The sequence below is a fragment of the Pseudonocardia bannensis genome, assembly GCF_012911875.1.
Taxonomy (GTDB): Bacteria; Actinomycetota; Actinomycetes; order Mycobacteriales; family Pseudonocardiaceae; genus Pseudonocardia; species Pseudonocardia bannensis.
The window spans coordinates 25959-42760 of the sequence record NZ_JAAXKZ010000039.1 but is presented as its reverse complement, the minus strand read 5'-3'; the positions used below and the strand labels follow the sequence as shown (position 1 = coordinate 42760).

The following is a 16802-nucleotide window of genomic DNA, read 5'->3' as shown; positions in this document are numbered from 1 at the left end:
CGTCCGACCCGAGAGGAAGCCATGCATGCTCGAGACCTGCGAGCAGTCCACCACCTGCGACCGGCGTCGCGGTAGAGCCCGCGGGCCACGCTGATGCGCTGCCACTGCCCGCCGGACAGGTCCCGCCCGCCCTGGAACTCCCTAGACAGGACCGTGTCTGGTCCGTCGAGCAGTTCGGCGAACACGGCGTCGGCGCCGGAGCGGGCGGCCCCGGCCGGATCGCCCACCGCGAGTCCTCGTAGCGGGTGCGAGTAAGCGAACTTCGTGCGGTCCAGGCGCCCATCAGCACGTGCGCTGTGGGGCGGCATGTCGGCGGACCCGTCAGCCCCTGGGCCCTGGTCCCGGTGCAGGTACCGGCACGCCTATGTGTCGACGCGATCCGGCGAGGCCTGGACTGCGGCGAGCCAGGGCGTGACGACTTGCGCGGTCAAAGTGTCGGGGGCCTTCTACTCGCCGAGCTGCCCGAGCGGTCGGACGAGGGTTTCGGTCATGATCCCGAGGAGGGCGGCGGCTGAGGTGCCGGTGTCCTGTGCCGGGATCTCACCCTGGGTGATGCGCTTCGTCGAGCAGTTCCGGGAACGGTGCCCGGTAGCCCTCGCGGAAGGCGAGGCGATGCTCGTCGACGTCGGGCTTGCTGTGTCGACGAGAAGCGCGTGGGCGAACCGTCCGCACCGCAACGCTCTGGCGCAGGACGTGGTGACCGCGGCAGCGATCTTGGAGGAGGCGCCTCCGTCGGTCGCTACGACTGCCGCTTACACGCGCCCGAACTCGCGGACGGCGAACATAGTGGTCGATGAACTCCTCGCGCGACGGCCCGGCCTTCTTCTTGAAGGTGAGCATGACCATGTACACGAGGCCTCCTCGTCACGGGTGTCGTCGGTCCCGCTCCCTGTCAGACCCGCAAGCCACGCTCCTTGAGCAGCGGCATCACCTCGGCGTCGAAGCGGTTGAGCATCCCGCTGTAGGGCACACCGCCCATCATGAAGCCCTCGATGCCGGTGTCGTGGATCGCGGCGAGCTGGTCGGCGACCTGCTCGGCGGTGCCGACGATCGGGAAGCCACCGCCGCTGGAGACGAAGTGCTCTTCGAGCGCGGCGACGATCTGGGCCTCGAAGGACGAGCTGTTCAGGCCGAGGAAGTGCATGAAGTTGCGGGCGGCCTCGACGTCACCGTGATCGAGGATCTCCTGGTAGCGGCGATGTGCGTCGGCCTCGGTGTCCCCGATGACGACGGTGCCGTAGGTCATGACCCGAACCTGCCTGCCGTGTCCTTCGGCGACCTTGTGGATGGACTCGGCGAGCTGGCGGCCCTGCTCGACGGTCATGATCGTCGCGAAGTTGACGTCGGCGTGTCGGGCGGAAAAATCGATCCCGGCCGGACTCGCTCCGGCGTTGAGGACCAGGGGGCGGGTAGCCGGCCGCGGAGCGGACTTTGCCCCCTTCATCTGGAACGCGCGGCCGTCGTGGTCGAACGGCTCCGACTCGGCCCACAGCCGGTCGATGACGGTCATCCACTCGTCGCCGAAGCGGTAGCGGTCGTCGTGGTCTTTGGTATCTATGCCGAACATGTCCAGCTCGGGGCTGAACCAGCCCATGACCGCGTTCAATGCGAAGCGACCGCCGGAGATGGCGTCGACCGTCGCCGCCTGCTTGGCGGCCACCAGCGGGTGCAGTGCCGGAGCGTGCGCGGTGGCCGTCACCACGATGCGAGACGTCGACGCGGCCACCCCGGCGGCCCACGTGAAGGTCTCGTAGCTCTGCCCGTTCGGGTCGAGACGGCCGTCGTAGCCCCGCCAGCGTGCGACAGGGACGAGGAGATCGAGGCCCATCGCGTCGGCCTGACGGGCGAGGCTCAACGTCGACTCCCAGCTCAGCTCGAAGGCCCCGTCGACGTCGGTCATGGTGATGCCACCTGACACGGTCATGCCGAACAGGCCTAGCTTGAGCGGGTTCTCGTCGAGGATCCGGAGCGCGGGGCTCGAGGAAGCAGCGGTCATGTCTCTCCTTCGTTGCAGGAGCGAGGGAACGATCCGGACGGGAAGCGGGGCCGGCGGCAGCGCCGTCGGCCCCGCTTTATGGCCTACGCCGCAGGCGAGACCTTCACCGGCAGGGTGAGGAACGAGCGGAACTGGAAGTTGGGCCGGCGTGGCGCATCGCCTGTCACCTCGATCGAGCCGATCCGCTTGCCGATCTCACGGAAGACGACCTCGCCCTCCAACCGGGCGAGCTGGTTGCCAATGCAGTAGTGATGCGCTCCGCCGAACGCCACGTGCCGGTTCTTCGGCCGCACCACGTCGAAGCCGTCCGGGTCGTCGAACTGCGCCTCGTCGTGGTTAGCGGACAGCAGGAGCAGCCAGATCGGTTCTCCGGCGGGGATGGTCGTCCCAGCTACCTCGATGTCGTGCCGGTAGTGGCGGTAGGTGACCCCGACCGGAGACTCCCAGCGCAGGAACTCGTCCACTGCCGACTTGGCGACGCCGGCCGGGTCGGCGCTCAGGCGCTCGAGCTGCTCCGGCTGCCGAGCGAGCCCGAAGACGCCCGCGCTGATCATTCCCATCGTGGTGTCGAAGCCGCCCGTCAGCAGCGACAGCACCGTGGCGACCAGCTCGTCGCGGTTGAGCCGGTCTCCCTCGTCCTCGGCCCGCACGAGCGCCGAGAAGATGTCGTCGCCCGGTGTCCGCCGGCGGAACTCGATCTGCTCACTGAGATAGTCGATGAAATTCTGGCAGGCGTGGTGGCAAGCTGCGATGCCCTCGGCGTCATTGGCCGAGGGGAGGAAGATCCGGAAGAAGTCGGGGGTCCACTCCAGCATCTGGGTCCGGTCCGCCTCCGGGATGCCGAGCATGCCGCAGATGACTCGCAGCGGAACGGCGAACGCGAGGTCGGTGATCGCGTCCGCCTCCCCGCGTTCCAGCATGGTGTCGACGCACTCCTCGACGACGGCATCGACGTCGGCCCTGAGCCGCTCCACCGCGCCGCGCGTCATGGCCTTCTCAGCGAGCTTGCGAAGTCGGGTGTGCACCGGTGCGTCGTTGAGCACCATCAGGCCCTTGTAGATCCGTTCCGCCGGCCCGCCCGCGAACTCGGTCGGGGTGGTGAACCCCGGCGGCTGCATGAGGCCGTCTCCCGAGCGGACGAGGTTCTTCACGTCCTCGTACCGCGAGACCACCCACGTCCCGCCGCCCACCGGGATGCGCTGCACCGGGTCCTCAGTGCGGAGGGCACGGTAGGTCGGGAACGGGTCGGCCAACTGTTCCGGGTCGAGCGGATCGAACATCACTGTCACGACTGCTCCTTCGATGAGCGGGTTGCGGCCGTCAGGAGGCGACCGTGTCCTTGAAGGGCGCCCACCCTTTGACCGCGAAGTCGTTGCCGGTGCGGACGACCTCGGCAGCGTGCTGGCCACCGAAGTGCGCGGGCACCAGCAGGGCGTTGTTGTCCGCGGCCCACGACAGGACCTTTCGCCGGGACTCGCGTGCCCGGGCCGGGTCCTCACAGAAGCAGCTGTTCCAGTCCGGGTTGAGGATCTGGGAAGGGCTGTGCAGCAGGTCGCCGACGAACACCGCGCGCTCGCCCTCGGACTCGAGCTTGAGCACGGACAGACCCGGGGTGTGCCCGGGGGCCAGCTCAAGCGTCAAGTTCCCGTCAAGCCGATGGGTGTCGCCCTCCCAGGCGTCGGCGAGGCCCGCCTGGCAGACCGGGAGCACGCTGTCCTCGAACATGTTCTGGTTGACGAACGCTCCCCGGCGCTCGTGCCCGTTGACCGGGTTCCAGTACTCGTAGTCGGTCTTGCTGAACACGTAGCGAGCATTCGGGAAGGTCGGTACCCACTCGCGGTCGTGCAGGTAGGTGTTCCAGCCGACGTGGTCGATGTGCACGTGCGTGTTGACCACGACGTCGACGTCCTCGGGTCGGACGCCCGCCTCGGCGAGCCGGTCCAGGAATCCGGTCTCCAGATGCCCGAAGACCGGGATGTAAGGGCGCTCCTTGCCGTCGCCCGCGCCGGTGTCGACGAGGATCGTGCGGCCCTCGCTCCGCAGGACGAAGGTCTGTAGGCAGGCGCGCACCAGGCCGGTCTCGGGGTCCCAGTGGTCGGGCACGAGCAGCTCGCGCTCGCTCTCCCAGAACTGCTGGTCGCTATCCGGGACGAGCTCGGTTCCTGGCGCGAAGAGGCCCTCCCACTCCATCACTCGGGTGACGGACACGCCGCCGATCTCGATCGTTTTAGCCATGCGATCCTCCTTGATCATTGTGCTGCGGTGGTGTCGAGGATCCGGTGTGACGGATCCTCGACAGCGTGGTCTTGCGGCCGCCGGAAAGCGGCGGCCGCGCGTCCTACTGCGTGGCCAGCCCGGCACCTCGGTGCGGGGGGCCGTCCTCGGGGCCGGCCTGCGCCGGGGCGGCTGACGGGGCCGCCGCGGGCAGAGCGAGCATGCCGGCCAAGCAGACGAGCGCTGTCGCGATCAGGCAGTAGGCCAGCGAGATCGCCGTCCCGGTGGCGTTCACGAGCCAGACGGCGATGAAGGGCGCGGTGCCGCCGAACAGCGCGACCGAGATGTTGTAGCTCATCGCCGCGGAGCTGGACCGGACCTGCGTCGGGAAGATCTCGGTCATGGCCACGATCGTTGTGGAGACCAGGACCCCGAGCATGAGGCTGAAGACCGCCTGCGCCGCGATCGCGAAGCCGACGGGAGCGTCCCGGATCACGAGAAACAGCGGGGTCGAGAGCACCGAGAATGGTGGTAGAGGCTGGGGCCGCGCATTCCCAAGACCTCGGCGATGTCTTGGAGCCCCACGTTGGCGTAGGCATTGCGCGCGAACACGGCTGCGACCACGGTGACGATCTCCTCGCGCCGCACGCCGGTCTGCCTGAGCACGGCAGGCTCTGCTGACATCATGTCGTCGGCGTCGCGCGCAGCTGACGCTTCAGGATCTTGCCCTGTGGGTCGACCGGCAGCTCCTCCACGATGTGGACCGCCTTCGGCACCTTGTAGGAGGCGAGGTGCTCCTTGCAGTGCGCAATGATCGCCTCGGAGGTGACCCCGTGGCCGTCCTGCGGGATGACGAACGCCGTTACGGCCTCCGACCAGTAGGGGTCCGGCATGCCGACCACGGCGGCTCGCAGAACGTCCGGATGGCTGTGCACGACACGCTCGACCTCCTGCGACGAGACGTTCATGCCACCGGACTTGATCATGTCCTTGAGCCGGTCGTAGAAGAAGAGGTTGCCGTCGGCGTCGATTCGCACCATGTCGCCGGTGTGGACCCATCCGTCCCGGAACGTCTCGGCGGTGCGCTCGGGGTCGTCGAGGTAGCCGAGCATGGCCGACGGCGTCCGGCAGAGCAGCTCGCCGATCTCGGCGTCGTTGCCCTCGGCGTCGACCACCTTGATCTCGAGGTGGGTGACCGGCTTGCCGATCCACGACGGGTCCTGGTCGGGGATGTCTTCGAGCTTCCGGAAGAACCCGACGGTGCCAAGCTGCGAGAGCTCGGACTGGCCCCAGTACGTGCCCCACACGACGTCCGGTGTGGCCGCAGCCCAGGCGTCGATGAGCTGGGGCGGGATCTGCCCGCCGTAGGTCATGCATCGGCGGACCTGGCCGACCGTGTCGGGCCCGAACTCCGCCTGCCGGGACAGGGCCACGTAAAAGGTCGGCGTCTGTGAGATCACCGTGACCTGCTCGTGGCCGATGATCTGCAGCGCGCTCGCCGGCTCGACCGTCGCGGGGAGGACGAGGGTGGCACCCATCAGGGTGAGGCTGGTCATCGAACCGAGTCCGGCGATGGTGTGGAAGGGCATGACGAACAGCCAGGTGTCCTTCGGCCCGGTCTCCAGACCCCATCCCCATGCGGGTGCGGTGGAGGCGAGGTAGTTCCGGTGCGGGATCATGACACCCTTCGGGGCCGCCTCGGTCCCGGAGGTGTACACGATCAGGGCCACGTCGTTCTCGTCGAGTTCCACCTCGGGCTCGGTGGTGGGCTGGGCGTCGAGCATCCGGTTCAGCTCGGCCCCGTAGGCGAGCTGGATCGCGTCTTCCGGCAGCACCGCGTCGACCAGCTTCTCGAACTCTGCGTCGGCCAGCACCAGCCTGGCCCTGCTGTGCGTGATCTGGTGGGAGATCTCCGCCTCGCGGTACAGCGGGTTGACTCCGGTGAATCCCGCGCCGACCTTGAGCGCCCCGTAGTACGCCGCGACGACGTCGACGCTGTTGCGGGCCATCGACGCGATCCGGCCTCCGCGTCCGATTCCGCGTGTCGTGTAGAGGTGCGCGAACCGGTTGGCGCGCTGGTCGAGCTCGCTGTAGGTCGTCTGCGCCCTGGTGCCGTCGGCGCCGTAGGCGATGAACGCCACCTTGTCTGGCTGTGTCCTAGCGTGACGGCGAAGCTGGTCACCGATGGTGGCGCGTCCCAAGAGGGTCCGGTGGTGCGGGGCGAGGTCGGGCACGGACGGTCTCCTGCGTGATCGGTGATGTCGACGGGTCGGCTGCGTCAGACCCCAGCGGTGGTGGCGAAGTAGGGCTGGGCGAAGGTCTCCGTGGCGACGATGTCCTCGACGGGGCTGCGGGTGAGCTTGGTCGGGAACTTCTTCTCGGGATAGCCGATGGTGACGTGGGCGGCGGTGAGGAAGCCGTCGGGGATCTCGAGCAGCTCGCGGACCTGCGGCTCGGCGTGGCAGAGCAGGGTGGTCACCGCAGAGGCGACACCCTGGTCGCGCAGGGCGAGGCAGAAGTTCTGGACCGTCGGGTATATCGACGCTCCGCCCACGACGGACAGCCGGTCGAGCTCCAGGTCGGTGGGGTGGAGCCCGTCGACCTCGGCACAGACGACGACGATCGCGGGGACGTCGGCGAAGTGCTCGGCGAAGTAGTCCGCGTCGCGGACGGCCTTGGGGAGGGCGCCGACGTTGACGGTGCCGTCGCCGATGCCGTTGAAGTAGGCCTTCCACATCGGCAGATAGAGGTCCTGCAGGGCCTGCTTGCGGGCATGGTCGCGGACGACGATCCAGCGGACGGGCTGGCGGTTGCCGCCTTGAGGCCCGAAGCGGGCCACGTCGAAGGCCTGATGCAGAACCTCGTCGGGGATGGGGTCCTTCCGGTAGTACCGGCAGGTGCCCACGGTGCGCATTGCGTCGGCCAGCTCCATTGCTCGCCCCTTTCCTCGCTTTGCCTATCAGTGGTTAGGTTGTAGAGCGCGATACTGCTGTGACCCACTCCACGTGTCAAGCTCCGACCGAGAGTGACCTGGAGCTTGACCGTGAAGGTGGCTCCGTGATCACACTTTCCGGGCAGCTGAGGTCTGCCCGCATCTGCCTAACCGCTGACAGCCAAAATCGTAGGAACTGGGGGCCATGACCGAGACACGCCCGTCAACGAGGACCACCGATGTGGCTGAGCTCGCCGCCGCGCTCGAGCACGCCAATCTCCCTGCGCTCGTCCCGGTCCTCTTCCAGCTCACCGGCGACCGCAAATGGCTGCAGGATCCCTACCGGCCCACCCGCAGCCGCGGGATGGACGACAACGACTCGGGGGGTTTCTCGCCCCAGGTCGCGGCCGAGATCAAGGCTGCCGCGCTGGAGGCAGTGGCGGCACATGATGCCGGTACCGCTCCGGCCGTCCCCGTCCCGACGGGAGCCGCGCTGGTCGAGCTGCTCGAGCTGGCGAACGGTGAGACCGTGCCTCCCGAGTACGCCGATATGGTCGCCGAGGACAATGGCTTCGAGGTCGTGCCCCCGCGCGTCGCACCGCCGACCGACATCGACGCGATCATCATCGGGGCTGGCGTCTCGGGGATGCTGGCGGCGATCAAGCTCCGCGAGGCGGGCATCGAGCACGTCGTCCTTGAGAAGAACGACGACGTCGGCGGCTGCTGGCTGGAGAATATCTATCCCGGAGCCGGGGTCGACACACCGAGCTACCTCTACTCGTACTCGTTCGTTCCGCGCGCCTGGAGCACGCACTTCGGAAAGCGCGACGAGGTCGAGCAGTACCTGCGCGACGTCGCCGACGAGTACGACCTGCGCAAGGTCATCCGCTTTGGCACCGAGGTCGTGTCCGCCGACTACGACCCGGAGACGGCGTCGTGGACCGTCCGCACGCAGGACGGCGAGGAACTGACGGCGAGCGTCCTCATCAGCGCGACCGGTGCACTGAACCGCCCCAAGATCCCGCCGATTCCCGGGCTCGACACCTTCCATGGGCCGATCTTCCACACCGCCACCTGGCCCGATCGACTAGACCTCGCCGGCAAGCGGGTCGCGGTGGTCGGTACAGGGGCGAGCGCGATGCAGGTCGTCCCGGCCATCGCCGGGACGGTCGCCCGGCTGGCGGTCTTCCAGCGGTCGCCGCAGTGGGTCGCGCCAAACGACGTCTACTTCACCGAGGTCGACAACGCGGTCCATCTGCTCATGGAGCGGATCCCGTTCTACCGACGCTGGTACCGCACCCGGCTAGCGTGGAACTTCAACGACCGCGTGCACCCCACACTGCAGGTCGACCCGGAGTGGGAGCACTCGGACCGGTCGGTCAACGCGGCCAATGACGGCCACCGGCGGGTCTTCACCCGCTACCTGGAGTCGGAGCTAGAGGGGCGACCGGATCTGGTCGAGAAGGCCCTGCCGGACTATCCGCCGTTCGGCAAGCGCATGTTGCTCGACAACGGCTGGTACGCCACGCTGCGGCGGGACAACGTCGACCTCGTCGCGGAAGGAGTCGCGGAGATCACGCCGACGGGCCTACGTGGAACCGACGGCACGGGGGCCGAGGTCGACGTGATCATCCTGGCCACCGGCTTCCACACCCACCGGTACCTGTACCCGATGCAGATCACCGGCCGCTCCGGGAAGACGCTCGCGGAGACCTGGGGCCCCGAGAACGCGCACGCGCATCTCGGCATCACCGTGCCGGACTTCCCGAATCTGTTCATCACCTGCGGCCCTGGGACCGCCTTGGGTCACGGCGGCAGCTTCATCACCGTCGCGGAGTGTCAGATCCACTACATCGTCGACCTCCTGGTGACGATGGCAGAGCGGAATCTGCGGGCCGTGGAGGTTCTGCCGGGGGTGGAGGAGGACTACATGCGCCGGCACGACGAGGCGCACTCCCAAATGCTGTGGACCCATCCGGGAATGACGAACTGGTACCGAAACGCGGCCGGCCGGGTCGTCTCCACCATGCCTTGGCGAATCATCGATTACTGGCGGATGACGCGCGAGGCCGACCTGGACCAGTACCAGGTCGAGCCCCGGGTTCAGCCCGCGCTGGAGGACGCCTCCCGGTAGCGACGACGACAGGCCCGGGCGGCGGGAGCGAACGCTCGCCGCCGCCCGGCCAGCCGCCGCCAATGCCTCTGCCCGCGTCAACGCTCCAGGCGCTGTACTTGAGGCCCACCAGGTGCCGACCCGACCACGTCGTTGGCCTCGTCGAGATCGGCTCCGGTCAGCTCCCGGAACCGCGCGAGGCAGTAGCGCGCGCACGGTGGGGTGCAACGACATCTCCCGCGCCACGACGTCGATCCGCTGCCCGTGGCAGAGATGCGTCGCGACGGCTGGCAGCATTGCCTCGTCTGTGGACGCCTCAGCCGGCCGCGACCCGTCGCCGATCGTGATCTGCTGACCGGTATGGACGCCTCATACCTGCACAGACATGGCCCAGAGGACCCATACCTGAGCCCGATCTTCGGCGAATTCGCCGGCTGCCCGCCGATCCTGCTCCATGCCGCCGAGCCCGAGGCGCTCTTCGAAGACGCCAGGAGCCTGGGGGAGCAGGTCCGCCGTACTGGCGGCAACGTTCGGACGCACTGGTTCCCCGACACCGTGCACATCTTCCGGTCTTCCCCTTCCTGCCGGAACCGTCGAGGCATGGAAGAGCTGCGCGAGTTCGCAGCTACGTGCGGGGGCCACGGCCCACTCCGCATACCTGAGGTAGGCGTTTTTGTAGTTCGATTCGCGCCTCGGTGTCTCTTCGCAGCAAGGTAAGCGACGAGTGCATGGCAGGAACGACGGCCCAGCTCCCGGACCTGACCGCGACGTCGACCATCTATAAGCCACCGGGGTCGGGGCGCACCGATGCCCCCGTTACTTTCTTGATCAAGCCCGGTGAGGGCTTGCAGGCCACCGGCCGCGGCATGACTTGTCGCCCCTGTCGTTGATGATCTGGGGGGTGTTGTCACCGTGGTCGGCGGGCGCCAACGACCGCTGATAGAGACCTGACCCGCATGTGCGGTCTGCTCGTAACGTGGCTGCCGGCGCGGGTGTCCAGGTCGGTCTGCCACGGCGAGCGAGGAGACGTCCTTGTCGGAACCCGACAAGATTCCCGATCACGGCTTCGCGGTGTCTGCGGCCTGGACGTGGTCAAGTCCACCCATCACGCCTGCGCCCTGGACCCGTCCGGGAAGCGGCTGCACGACAAGCCGCTGCCCAACGACGAGGCCGTCCTGACCGAGGTCTTCACCCGACTCTCGACCCACGGACGGGTGCTGGTCGTCGTCGACCAGCCCGCCTCGATCGGCGCCCTGGCCGTCGCAGTGGCCCGCTCTCTCGGCATCGAGGTGGCCTACCTGCCCGGACTCGCAATGCGCCGGATCGCTGACCTGGCATCCAGGCCAGGGCAAGACCGACGCCCGCGACGCCCACGTCATCGCCGACGCCGCCCGCATCCATGCCGCACACCCTGCGCAGGGTCGGCACCGACGACGAAACCCTGGCCGAGCTCACCGTCCTGGCCGGCTACGACGACGACCTCACCGCCCAGTCCACCCGGCTGACCAACCGGCTCCGCGACGCCCTGCTGCACGTCCATCCGGCGCTGGAACGCCTGCTCGGGCCGCGGATGGGCCGTGGCGGCGTGCTCGACCTGCTCGCCGCCGCACCCACACCGCAGGCGCTGCGCCAGCTCGGTGAGCAGGGCATCGCCGCGGCCATGCGACCGCGTTCCCCACGGTTGGCCAAGACGCTGCCCGCGCCGATCCTGGCCGCGCTCGACGCCCAGACCGTCACCGTTCCCGGGACTGCCGCGTTCGGGCGTGTGATCGCCGAGGTCGCCGCGCGGCTGCGGGAAGTCCGCATCGAACGCGACACCCTGGCGTCCGAGCTCGAGCCTCTGCTGGAGGCCCACCCTCTTGCCGAGGTCCTGACCTCGATACCAGGGCTCGGGGTCAGGACCGCCCTGAAGATCCTCACCATCGCCGGAGACGCCGCCGCGTTCCCTACCGCCGGACACCTCGCCGCCTACGCCGGCCTGACCCCGGTGACCCGCAGATCCGGCTCCTCGATCAAGGGCGAGACACGCTCGCAGCGCGGCAACCACGCGCTGAAGTCCGCGCTGTTCTTGTCGGCTTTCGCCAGTCTCGCCGACCCGACCAGCCGGGCCTACTACGACCGCAAGCGGGCCCAGGGCAAGCGGCACAACGCCGCCCTGATCTGCCTGGCCCGCCGCCGCACCGACGTCATCTACGCCATGCTCCGCGACCGTCGCCCCTACCTCCGACCGAGCATCCCCACGCCGCCTCCGGCGGCCGCAGCCGCTTGACAACCCCATAGAGACACCCCCCGCGCAGAAGCTGGGTTCGGTATCGGTGAACGCGAAGAGATGGACCTGTTCGTCCACACCGCGCCGGATAGTAGGGCTCACGTCCGCCCTCGGAACGATCGGTTAAGGGCGGAGACCGTCGAACAACAGGCGGAGATAGATATCGGCGACCTCGTCGACGTCGTCGTCCGAAGCACCACGGATCCATCCACTCACACCGTTGAGCATGTCGAGCATGCCGAGCGCGACCACCTTGGGATTCAATTCACGGAACTCGCCGGAGCGCATCCCCGCGGTTAGCACGTCGCGGACACGATGGTTGTAGCACTGCCGGTACTCATCGATCTCGGCGAGGTGCTCGGACGTGAGGGAGGCCCGTTCGTGCAGCCCGACCAGATGCTCAACGCGGCGCCCACGCAGGTGTCGGACGTGTGCGCGGACCAGGTTCGCTAACCTCTCCGACGGTGTACCGGCCGCGTCGAGCAAGGGGAGATTTTCCTCCACCGGCTCCCGCGTGACCGTCAGGCAGATCGCGAAGAGGATCTCCTCCTTCGACGGGAAGTGGTGGTACAGGCTGGCCCCGCGGATGCCGACAGCGTCGGCGATGTCGCGCATACCCACGTTGCTGTACCCATTCTTCGCGAATATCTGCGCCGCCGCCGTGACGATCTCCGCGCGACGTAGATGTCTCCGCGTCTTCGGGTTCAGCGGTTCGGCATCGTCCTCCTGCATGCGCCCATTCTCCTCATTCCGCCTTCCCTCGTTGTCGGCGGGTGACAAACGGAACGGTGGACGCGGGCAGCAGCCAGGAGATGGTGCGCTCGACGCCCCAACGAACGCGGCCGAGCTTGGTCTTGCCCTTCCACCCCGGGCCGGACGATGCGGACCTTAGACCATCGCCGGCGTCCAAGAAGCGGAAGAAGGGCCGACCGGAGGCGTAGACCGTCCCGGAGACAGCGACGAGGCGGGGGCCGGCCCGCTGTACTCGTCCGCCGTCCTCTGCCGACCAGCGCTCGGCCCCGTCGCTCGTTCCCAGAGCACGCAATCGAGTGCGGGCGACACCGTCACCGGTGGTGCCCACGGTGACGTCCCCAAACACGGCGGCCGCGGTGAAGTCCGGCGCAGTCCATGCCTGTCGACGCTGGGGGTAGCCAAACGCCTCGACCAGCCCTACCGGGCCGGGGGCCGGACCTGGCGCAAGATCCGGACCCGGCTCACCGCCGAGGCCGACGTCGGCGGGGTCCTCGGCTCGATCGCCCGGCCCGAGGCGCTGGGCCGACCACGACGGTGATCTTCCGATCCTGGAGGGCACGCTGATCCGGCTGCAGGTGGCCCGGCTTCCCGGTCTTCGGGACCCGAAGCCGTTGTGGCTGTGGTGGTCGCGAACCGAGCCACCCCGGACGACGTCGACTGCTGCTGGCGCGGGTTCCTGCGCCGGTTCGACCTCGAGCACACTTTTCGGCTGTTCAAACAGACTCTCGGCTGGAGCGCCCCGAAGATCCGCGACCCCGAAGCCGGTGACCGCTGGACCTGGCTGACGCCCCTTCAGACAGGAGGGAAAATCGCCCCGGACCTTTCGCGAGCCCGACACGATGCGGGCGAGATCGTCCACTGTGGCGCTGTACTCACCGTGGCTGGGCACGACGAGTTGCTCGACGCCGACTGCGAGCGCGACGTCGGGCCTGGCCGGCCTGCATCGCCACGGCGGCCCACCTTGCCCCGAACGTTCGTAGCCCCTCGTCCAATTCGGGCACAGCTACTGTGCCGGAGATGCTCAACGAGCACCACGCCACCGCGACCTGTATGGATCCGGCCGCGCCCATCGTGGCAGGGATCCTCGGGCGGACCACTCGCAACGCCCGCATCCTGATCCTCGGCAACCCGCTCGCCAACCGGAAGGACCCGGTGCGGGTCGCCGAAGAGATGACGATGGTCGATCTGCTCAGCCACGGCCGGTTGGAGGTCGGATTCGTGCGCGGGGTCCCGTACGAGGTGTCGGCGGTCAACAGCAAGCCGGTGCTGATGAGCGAGCGAATGTGGGAGGCCATCGAACTGATCCAGAAGGCCTGGACGACCCACGACGGCCCCTTCAACTGGGAGGGCCGCTTCTTTCAGCATCGTCAGGTGAATATCTGGCCGCGCCCGTATCAGCAGCCACACCCCCCGACCTGGGTCACGGCGCTGACCCCGGGCAGCGCCGCACGGATCGCTGACAACGGATCCGTGCTCGCCACTTTCCTCACCGGCTACGAGGGGACCCGCAAGATATTTCAGGCTTATCGCGATCGGCTTGTCGAGACCGGACGTCCCAGCGCCGCCGACGATCGCTTCGCCTACGCTGCACTCGTCTACACCGGCAAGACCGGCGCCGAAGGCCTCGAAGGCGCACGCAAGCTGATGTGGTACATAAAAGCGAACAAGGTGCCCCCGCAGTTCGTGATGCCGCCCGGGTACGTCCCGTACCACGTGCGGGCGGCCATCCTGCGCGGTGAGCGGTCGGCGTATGACTTCAAGTCGATGTCCCTAGAGGACCTAATCAACGAGGGCATCGTGTTCGCCGGCAGTCCGTCGACGGTGCGCGGCCAGATCGAGAAGTTCTATGACCGGGTCGGCGGGTTCGGGCACCTGCTGCTGATGGGCCAGGCCGGATTCCTCGAGCACGACGAGACCGTCAAGGGTATCCGAACATTCGCCGAGCAGGTGAAGCTGGCGTTGGCCGGACTCGGGACCGGCAGCCCGTCCGCGTCTGACACCACCACCCCGCAGAGCCAGACCCGTCGGCCACTACCGTGCCGTAGGCATACAGAGACCCACAGACGTGCCAAAGGCCAAGGGCTTTCGTTGGAGTACACGAATCGCGGCCTCATCTGCTGGGTCGACAAGGGGGTCACCGGCGGTCCTAACTCACTGGGAGAAATTCGGGGCATACACCGAGATTTCGCGGGATGCGCTGATCCCCGGCATCACCACAAGGAGCTACCGAGTAATGGCAACCGATCGGCCGGCTTCCGCCGGAAGGACAAGGTGGTCGAGTACGGCTGTTGGAGACGGCATGCGTGGGAGCAATAGTCAAGACCTGTGGATGAAGATCTTTCAGGCGGCTTCCGGTTGGTGGTGGTCATCGGGCCGCTCCACGAGCTTGCCGTTGACGAACGTGGCGCCGGCGCGGACGAGCGCGACGAGATGTGGTCCGTTGACCGCCCGCCAGCGGTCCTGGGCGGCCTCGATGAGCTTGAACGCCATCGCCAGCCCCGCGGCCCGCGAACCGGGACCGCGGGTGAGCTTCGTGCGGTGCCGGACGGTCGCGAAGGTCGACTCGATGGGATTGGTCGTTCGGAGGTGGATCCAGTGCTCGGCCGGGAAGTCGTAGACCGCGAGCAACACCTCGACGTCGTCGGTGATCTTCGCGACGGCCTTGGGGAACTTCGCGCCGTAGGTCGCCTCGAACGCCCGCACGACGTCGAGCGCATGGTTGCGGTCCTCGGCGTTCCAGATCTGCGCGAGGGCCTTCTTCGCGCCGGGATGCGCGGATTTTGGCAGCGCGCCGAGCACGTTGGCGATCTTGTGGAACCAGCAGCGCTGCTCGCGGGTGGTCGGGAACACCTCGCGTAGCGCGCCCCAGAACCCGAGCGCGCCGTCGCCGACCGCGAGGACCGGGGCGCGCATCCCGCGCCGGGCGGCATCGCGCAGCAGATCCGCCCACGACTCGGTCGACTCCCGGTAGCCGTCGGCCAGGGCGACGAGCTCCTTGCGGCCATCGGCGCGCACCCCGATCAGCACGAGCAGGCACAGCTTGTGCTCCTCGAGGCGGATGTTGACGTGGATCCCATCGGCCCACAGGTAGACGTAGTCCACACCCGACAGATCCCGGTCGGCGAAGGTGCGCTGCTCGGCCTTCCAGGTCTCGGTCAGCTTGGTGATCACCGGCGCGGACAGGCCTGCCGTGGAGCCGAGGAACTGGCCCAGGGCCGGCACGAAGTCGCCGGTCGAGAGTCCGTGCAGGTAGAGCAGCGGCAGTACCTCGGTGATCTTCGGAGCCTTGCGGCACCAGGCGGGCAGAATCGCCGAGGAGAACCGGATCCGCTCGCCCGTCTCGGGGTCGGTGCGGCGGTCGTTGACCCGCGGCGCGGTCACCTCGACCGCACCGGCGCTGGTGAGGACCTCGCGCGAATGGTGCGAACCGTTGCGCACGACCAGCCGGCGACCATTCTCGTCGCGCTCGGCGGTGAACCGGGCGATGTAGGCGTCGACCTCGGCCTGCAGGGCTTCAGCGAGCATCCGCCGGGCACCGTCGCGGACGATCTCGTCGATCAACGACGAACCGTCCCGGCGGGGGTCATCGGCGTCGGCAGCTCCAGGAACTACGGTGAGCACGGGTCGTACCTTCCCGACCGGCGTTGCAGCGCCGGTCTTGCTTGAGAGCCTCAAGATCACCGGGAGGGTACGGCCCCTCCAGGTCATCCACAGCTTTCAAGCATTGCTCCATGCGTGGTGATCGACGGTCCCGGAATCCGCCTTGAGCGGGATCATCGACAGCCTGCTGCGCGCTGAGGGCAAGGATCCTGCCGAAGACTGGCCCGCCTCTGAGTCGCGGATTTGTTGTAAAAGATCAGTTATCGGCAATCGTTTTTTCAGTAGGGGGAATGCTCGGCGCGGGGGTGCTCGGCTCAGCTGTAATGGGCCTTGTAGGGGTGACGGCGACTTCGAAGCCACCCGCCGCTGCTGACGCTGGACAGGGCTTGCAGGCAGCGAGACTGCGATCATGCCGGAGCGCGGAGCTACATATCCCCCAGCTTCATGACCTGGCCCTATGTGCGATCTTGGCCTGTTCTCCGCCCTAGGTGCCCATCTCGCAGGATTCGACGCCTAGGAGCCGGACCGACCGGCCGTCTTCGAGCTGGAACGTGTCGCCATTAATGACCCGCTTCACCTTCACAGGTTCGCCAGTGACCTTTTGGGTAAAGTCGTGGCCGGGGACGATGCCGAACGGGGGGTTCTTGGGCGTGGGTTGCGTGGGTCTGCGAACTGCTGGCTGAGGAGGTGGCCGTGGCGGCCTCCTCGTCATCGCCTCGGTTTAGGCACGAGCCCACAATGAATACCAGATTGATGGCAGCTATCCATTTAAGGGGCTTCGGCACGTTCGTTTTCTCCCGGCGATCACGGATGCACCGGCTTGTCGGAGTTGTCGGGGCTTCCTGTTACGGACTCGGCCCGGCATCGCGACGCGATCGCCGCTCAAGGACCCTCGGGCGCAGTCGACCCGAAGCGCGGCGAGCTC

The 16802-nt window shown here is 67.8% G+C and carries 14 protein-coding genes and 1 pseudogene; 4 read left to right on the top strand and 11 right to left on the bottom strand.

Annotation, left to right across the window (positions count from 1 at the left end; genetic code table 11):
- The 8 genes from HF519_RS30440 to HF519_RS12940 all read right to left on the bottom strand — a co-directional run.
- A partial coding sequence (locus HF519_RS30440) for an ABC transporter ATP-binding protein (RefSeq protein WP_211169943.1) occupies positions 1-227 on the bottom strand: 227 nt, incomplete at its 3' end.
- A gap of 313 nt (positions 228-540) precedes the next feature.
- Positions 541-852 carry a hypothetical protein gene (locus HF519_RS12970; RefSeq protein WP_169413174.1) on the bottom strand — a complete coding sequence of 104 codons (312 nt, stop codon included), beginning with the start codon at positions 850-852 and terminating at the stop codon, positions 541-543.
- A 40-nt stretch (positions 853-892) separates the two neighbouring features.
- Positions 893-1996 (bottom strand): LLM class flavin-dependent oxidoreductase, encoded by a 1104-nt coding sequence (locus HF519_RS12965; protein ID WP_169413173.1) that lies wholly within the window; start codon positions 1994-1996, stop codon positions 893-895.
- A gap of 83 nt (positions 1997-2079) precedes the next feature.
- On the bottom strand, positions 2080-3276 hold the full coding sequence (locus tag HF519_RS12960; RefSeq protein ID WP_246243379.1) for a cytochrome P450: 1197 nt from the start codon (positions 3274-3276) through the stop codon (positions 2080-2082).
- A 40-nt stretch (positions 3277-3316) separates the two neighbouring features.
- Positions 3317-4231 carry an MBL fold metallo-hydrolase gene (locus HF519_RS12955; protein WP_169413171.1) on the bottom strand — a complete coding sequence of 305 codons (915 nt, stop codon included), beginning with the start codon at positions 4229-4231 and terminating at the stop codon, positions 3317-3319.
- Positions 4232-4334: 103 nt separating this feature from the next.
- Positions 4335-4730, bottom strand: coding sequence for an MFS transporter (locus HF519_RS12950; protein ID WP_169413170.1), 396 nt, complete (start codon positions 4728-4730; stop codon positions 4335-4337).
- Between the two features lie 163 nt (positions 4731-4893).
- Complete coding sequence (locus HF519_RS12945) at positions 4894-6444, bottom strand: class I adenylate-forming enzyme family protein (RefSeq protein ID WP_169413169.1); 1551 nt, start codon at positions 6442-6444, stop codon at positions 4894-4896.
- 44 nt (positions 6445-6488) lie between these two features.
- Positions 6489-7142: a nitroreductase family protein gene (locus HF519_RS12940; protein WP_169413168.1), complete on the bottom strand. Its 654-nt coding sequence runs from the start codon at positions 7140-7142 to the stop codon at positions 6489-6491.
- Between the two features lie 241 nt (positions 7143-7383).
- Here HF519_RS12940 and HF519_RS12935 point away from each other — a divergent pair, with 241 nt between their 5' ends.
- The 3 genes and pseudogenes from HF519_RS12935 (at position 7384) to HF519_RS12925 (ending at position 11524) form a co-directional block, all read left to right on the top strand.
- Positions 7384-9276, top strand: coding sequence for a flavin-containing monooxygenase (locus HF519_RS12935; protein WP_312860079.1), 1893 nt, complete (start codon positions 7384-7386; stop codon positions 9274-9276).
- Positions 9277-9528: 252 nt separating this feature from the next.
- Positions 9529-9972: an alpha/beta hydrolase fold domain-containing protein gene (locus HF519_RS33285; protein ID WP_369009247.1), complete on the top strand. Its 444-nt coding sequence runs from the start codon at positions 9529-9531 to the stop codon at positions 9970-9972.
- Positions 9973-10337: 365 nt separating this feature from the next.
- A pseudogene (locus HF519_RS12925) lies at positions 10338-11524 on the top strand (IS110 family RNA-guided transposase).
- 123 nt (positions 11525-11647) lie between these two features.
- On the opposite strand, the gene HF519_RS12920 reads toward HF519_RS12925, so the two are convergent.
- Positions 11648-12256, bottom strand: coding sequence for a TetR/AcrR family transcriptional regulator (locus tag HF519_RS12920; protein WP_169413165.1), 609 nt, complete (start codon positions 12254-12256; stop codon positions 11648-11650).
- 13 nt (positions 12257-12269) lie between these two features.
- The gene (locus HF519_RS12915; RefSeq protein WP_169413164.1) at positions 12270-13136 is read right to left on the bottom strand and encodes a hypothetical protein; all 867 of its coding nucleotides are present in this window, start codon (positions 13134-13136) and stop codon (positions 12270-12272) included.
- A gap of 158 nt (positions 13137-13294) precedes the next feature.
- Here HF519_RS12915 and HF519_RS12910 point away from each other — a divergent pair, with 158 nt between their 5' ends.
- Positions 13295-14593 (top strand): LLM class flavin-dependent oxidoreductase, encoded by a 1299-nt coding sequence (locus HF519_RS12910; RefSeq protein WP_246243358.1) that lies wholly within the window; start codon positions 13295-13297, stop codon positions 14591-14593.
- Positions 14594-14617: 24 nt separating this feature from the next.
- Here HF519_RS12910 and HF519_RS12905 read toward each other — a convergent pair whose 3' ends face one another.
- The gene (locus HF519_RS12905) at positions 14618-15898 is read right to left on the bottom strand and encodes an IS256 family transposase (protein WP_169413163.1); all 1281 of its coding nucleotides are present in this window, start codon (positions 15896-15898) and stop codon (positions 14618-14620) included.
- Positions 15899-16802 lie beyond the last annotated feature (904 nt).

Bases quoted from the DNA above. Each gene is read 5' to 3' on its own strand.
- HF519_RS12920 (WP_169413165.1), bottom strand. From the start codon at position 12,256: ATGCAGGAGGACGATGCCGAACCGCTGAACCCGAAGACGCGGAGACAT.
- HF519_RS33285 (WP_369009247.1), top strand. From the start codon at position 9,529: ATGCGTCGCGACGGCTGGCAGCATTGCCTCGTCTGTGGACGCCTCAGC.
- HF519_RS12965 (WP_169413173.1), bottom strand. From the start codon at position 1,996: ATGACCGCTGCTTCCTCGAGCCCCGCGCTCCGGATCCTCGACGAGAAC.
- HF519_RS12910 (WP_246243358.1), top strand. From the start codon at position 13,295: ATGCTCAACGAGCACCACGCCACCGCGACCTGTATGGATCCGGCCGCG.
- HF519_RS12955 (WP_169413171.1), bottom strand. From the start codon at position 4,231: ATGGCTAAAACGATCGAGATCGGCGGCGTGTCCGTCACCCGAGTGATG.
- HF519_RS12940 (WP_169413168.1), bottom strand. From the start codon at position 7,142: ATGGAGCTGGCCGACGCAATGCGCACCGTGGGCACCTGCCGGTACTAC.
- HF519_RS12960 (WP_246243379.1), bottom strand. From the start codon at position 3,276: ATGTTCGATCCGCTCGACCCGGAACAGTTGGCCGACCCGTTCCCGACC.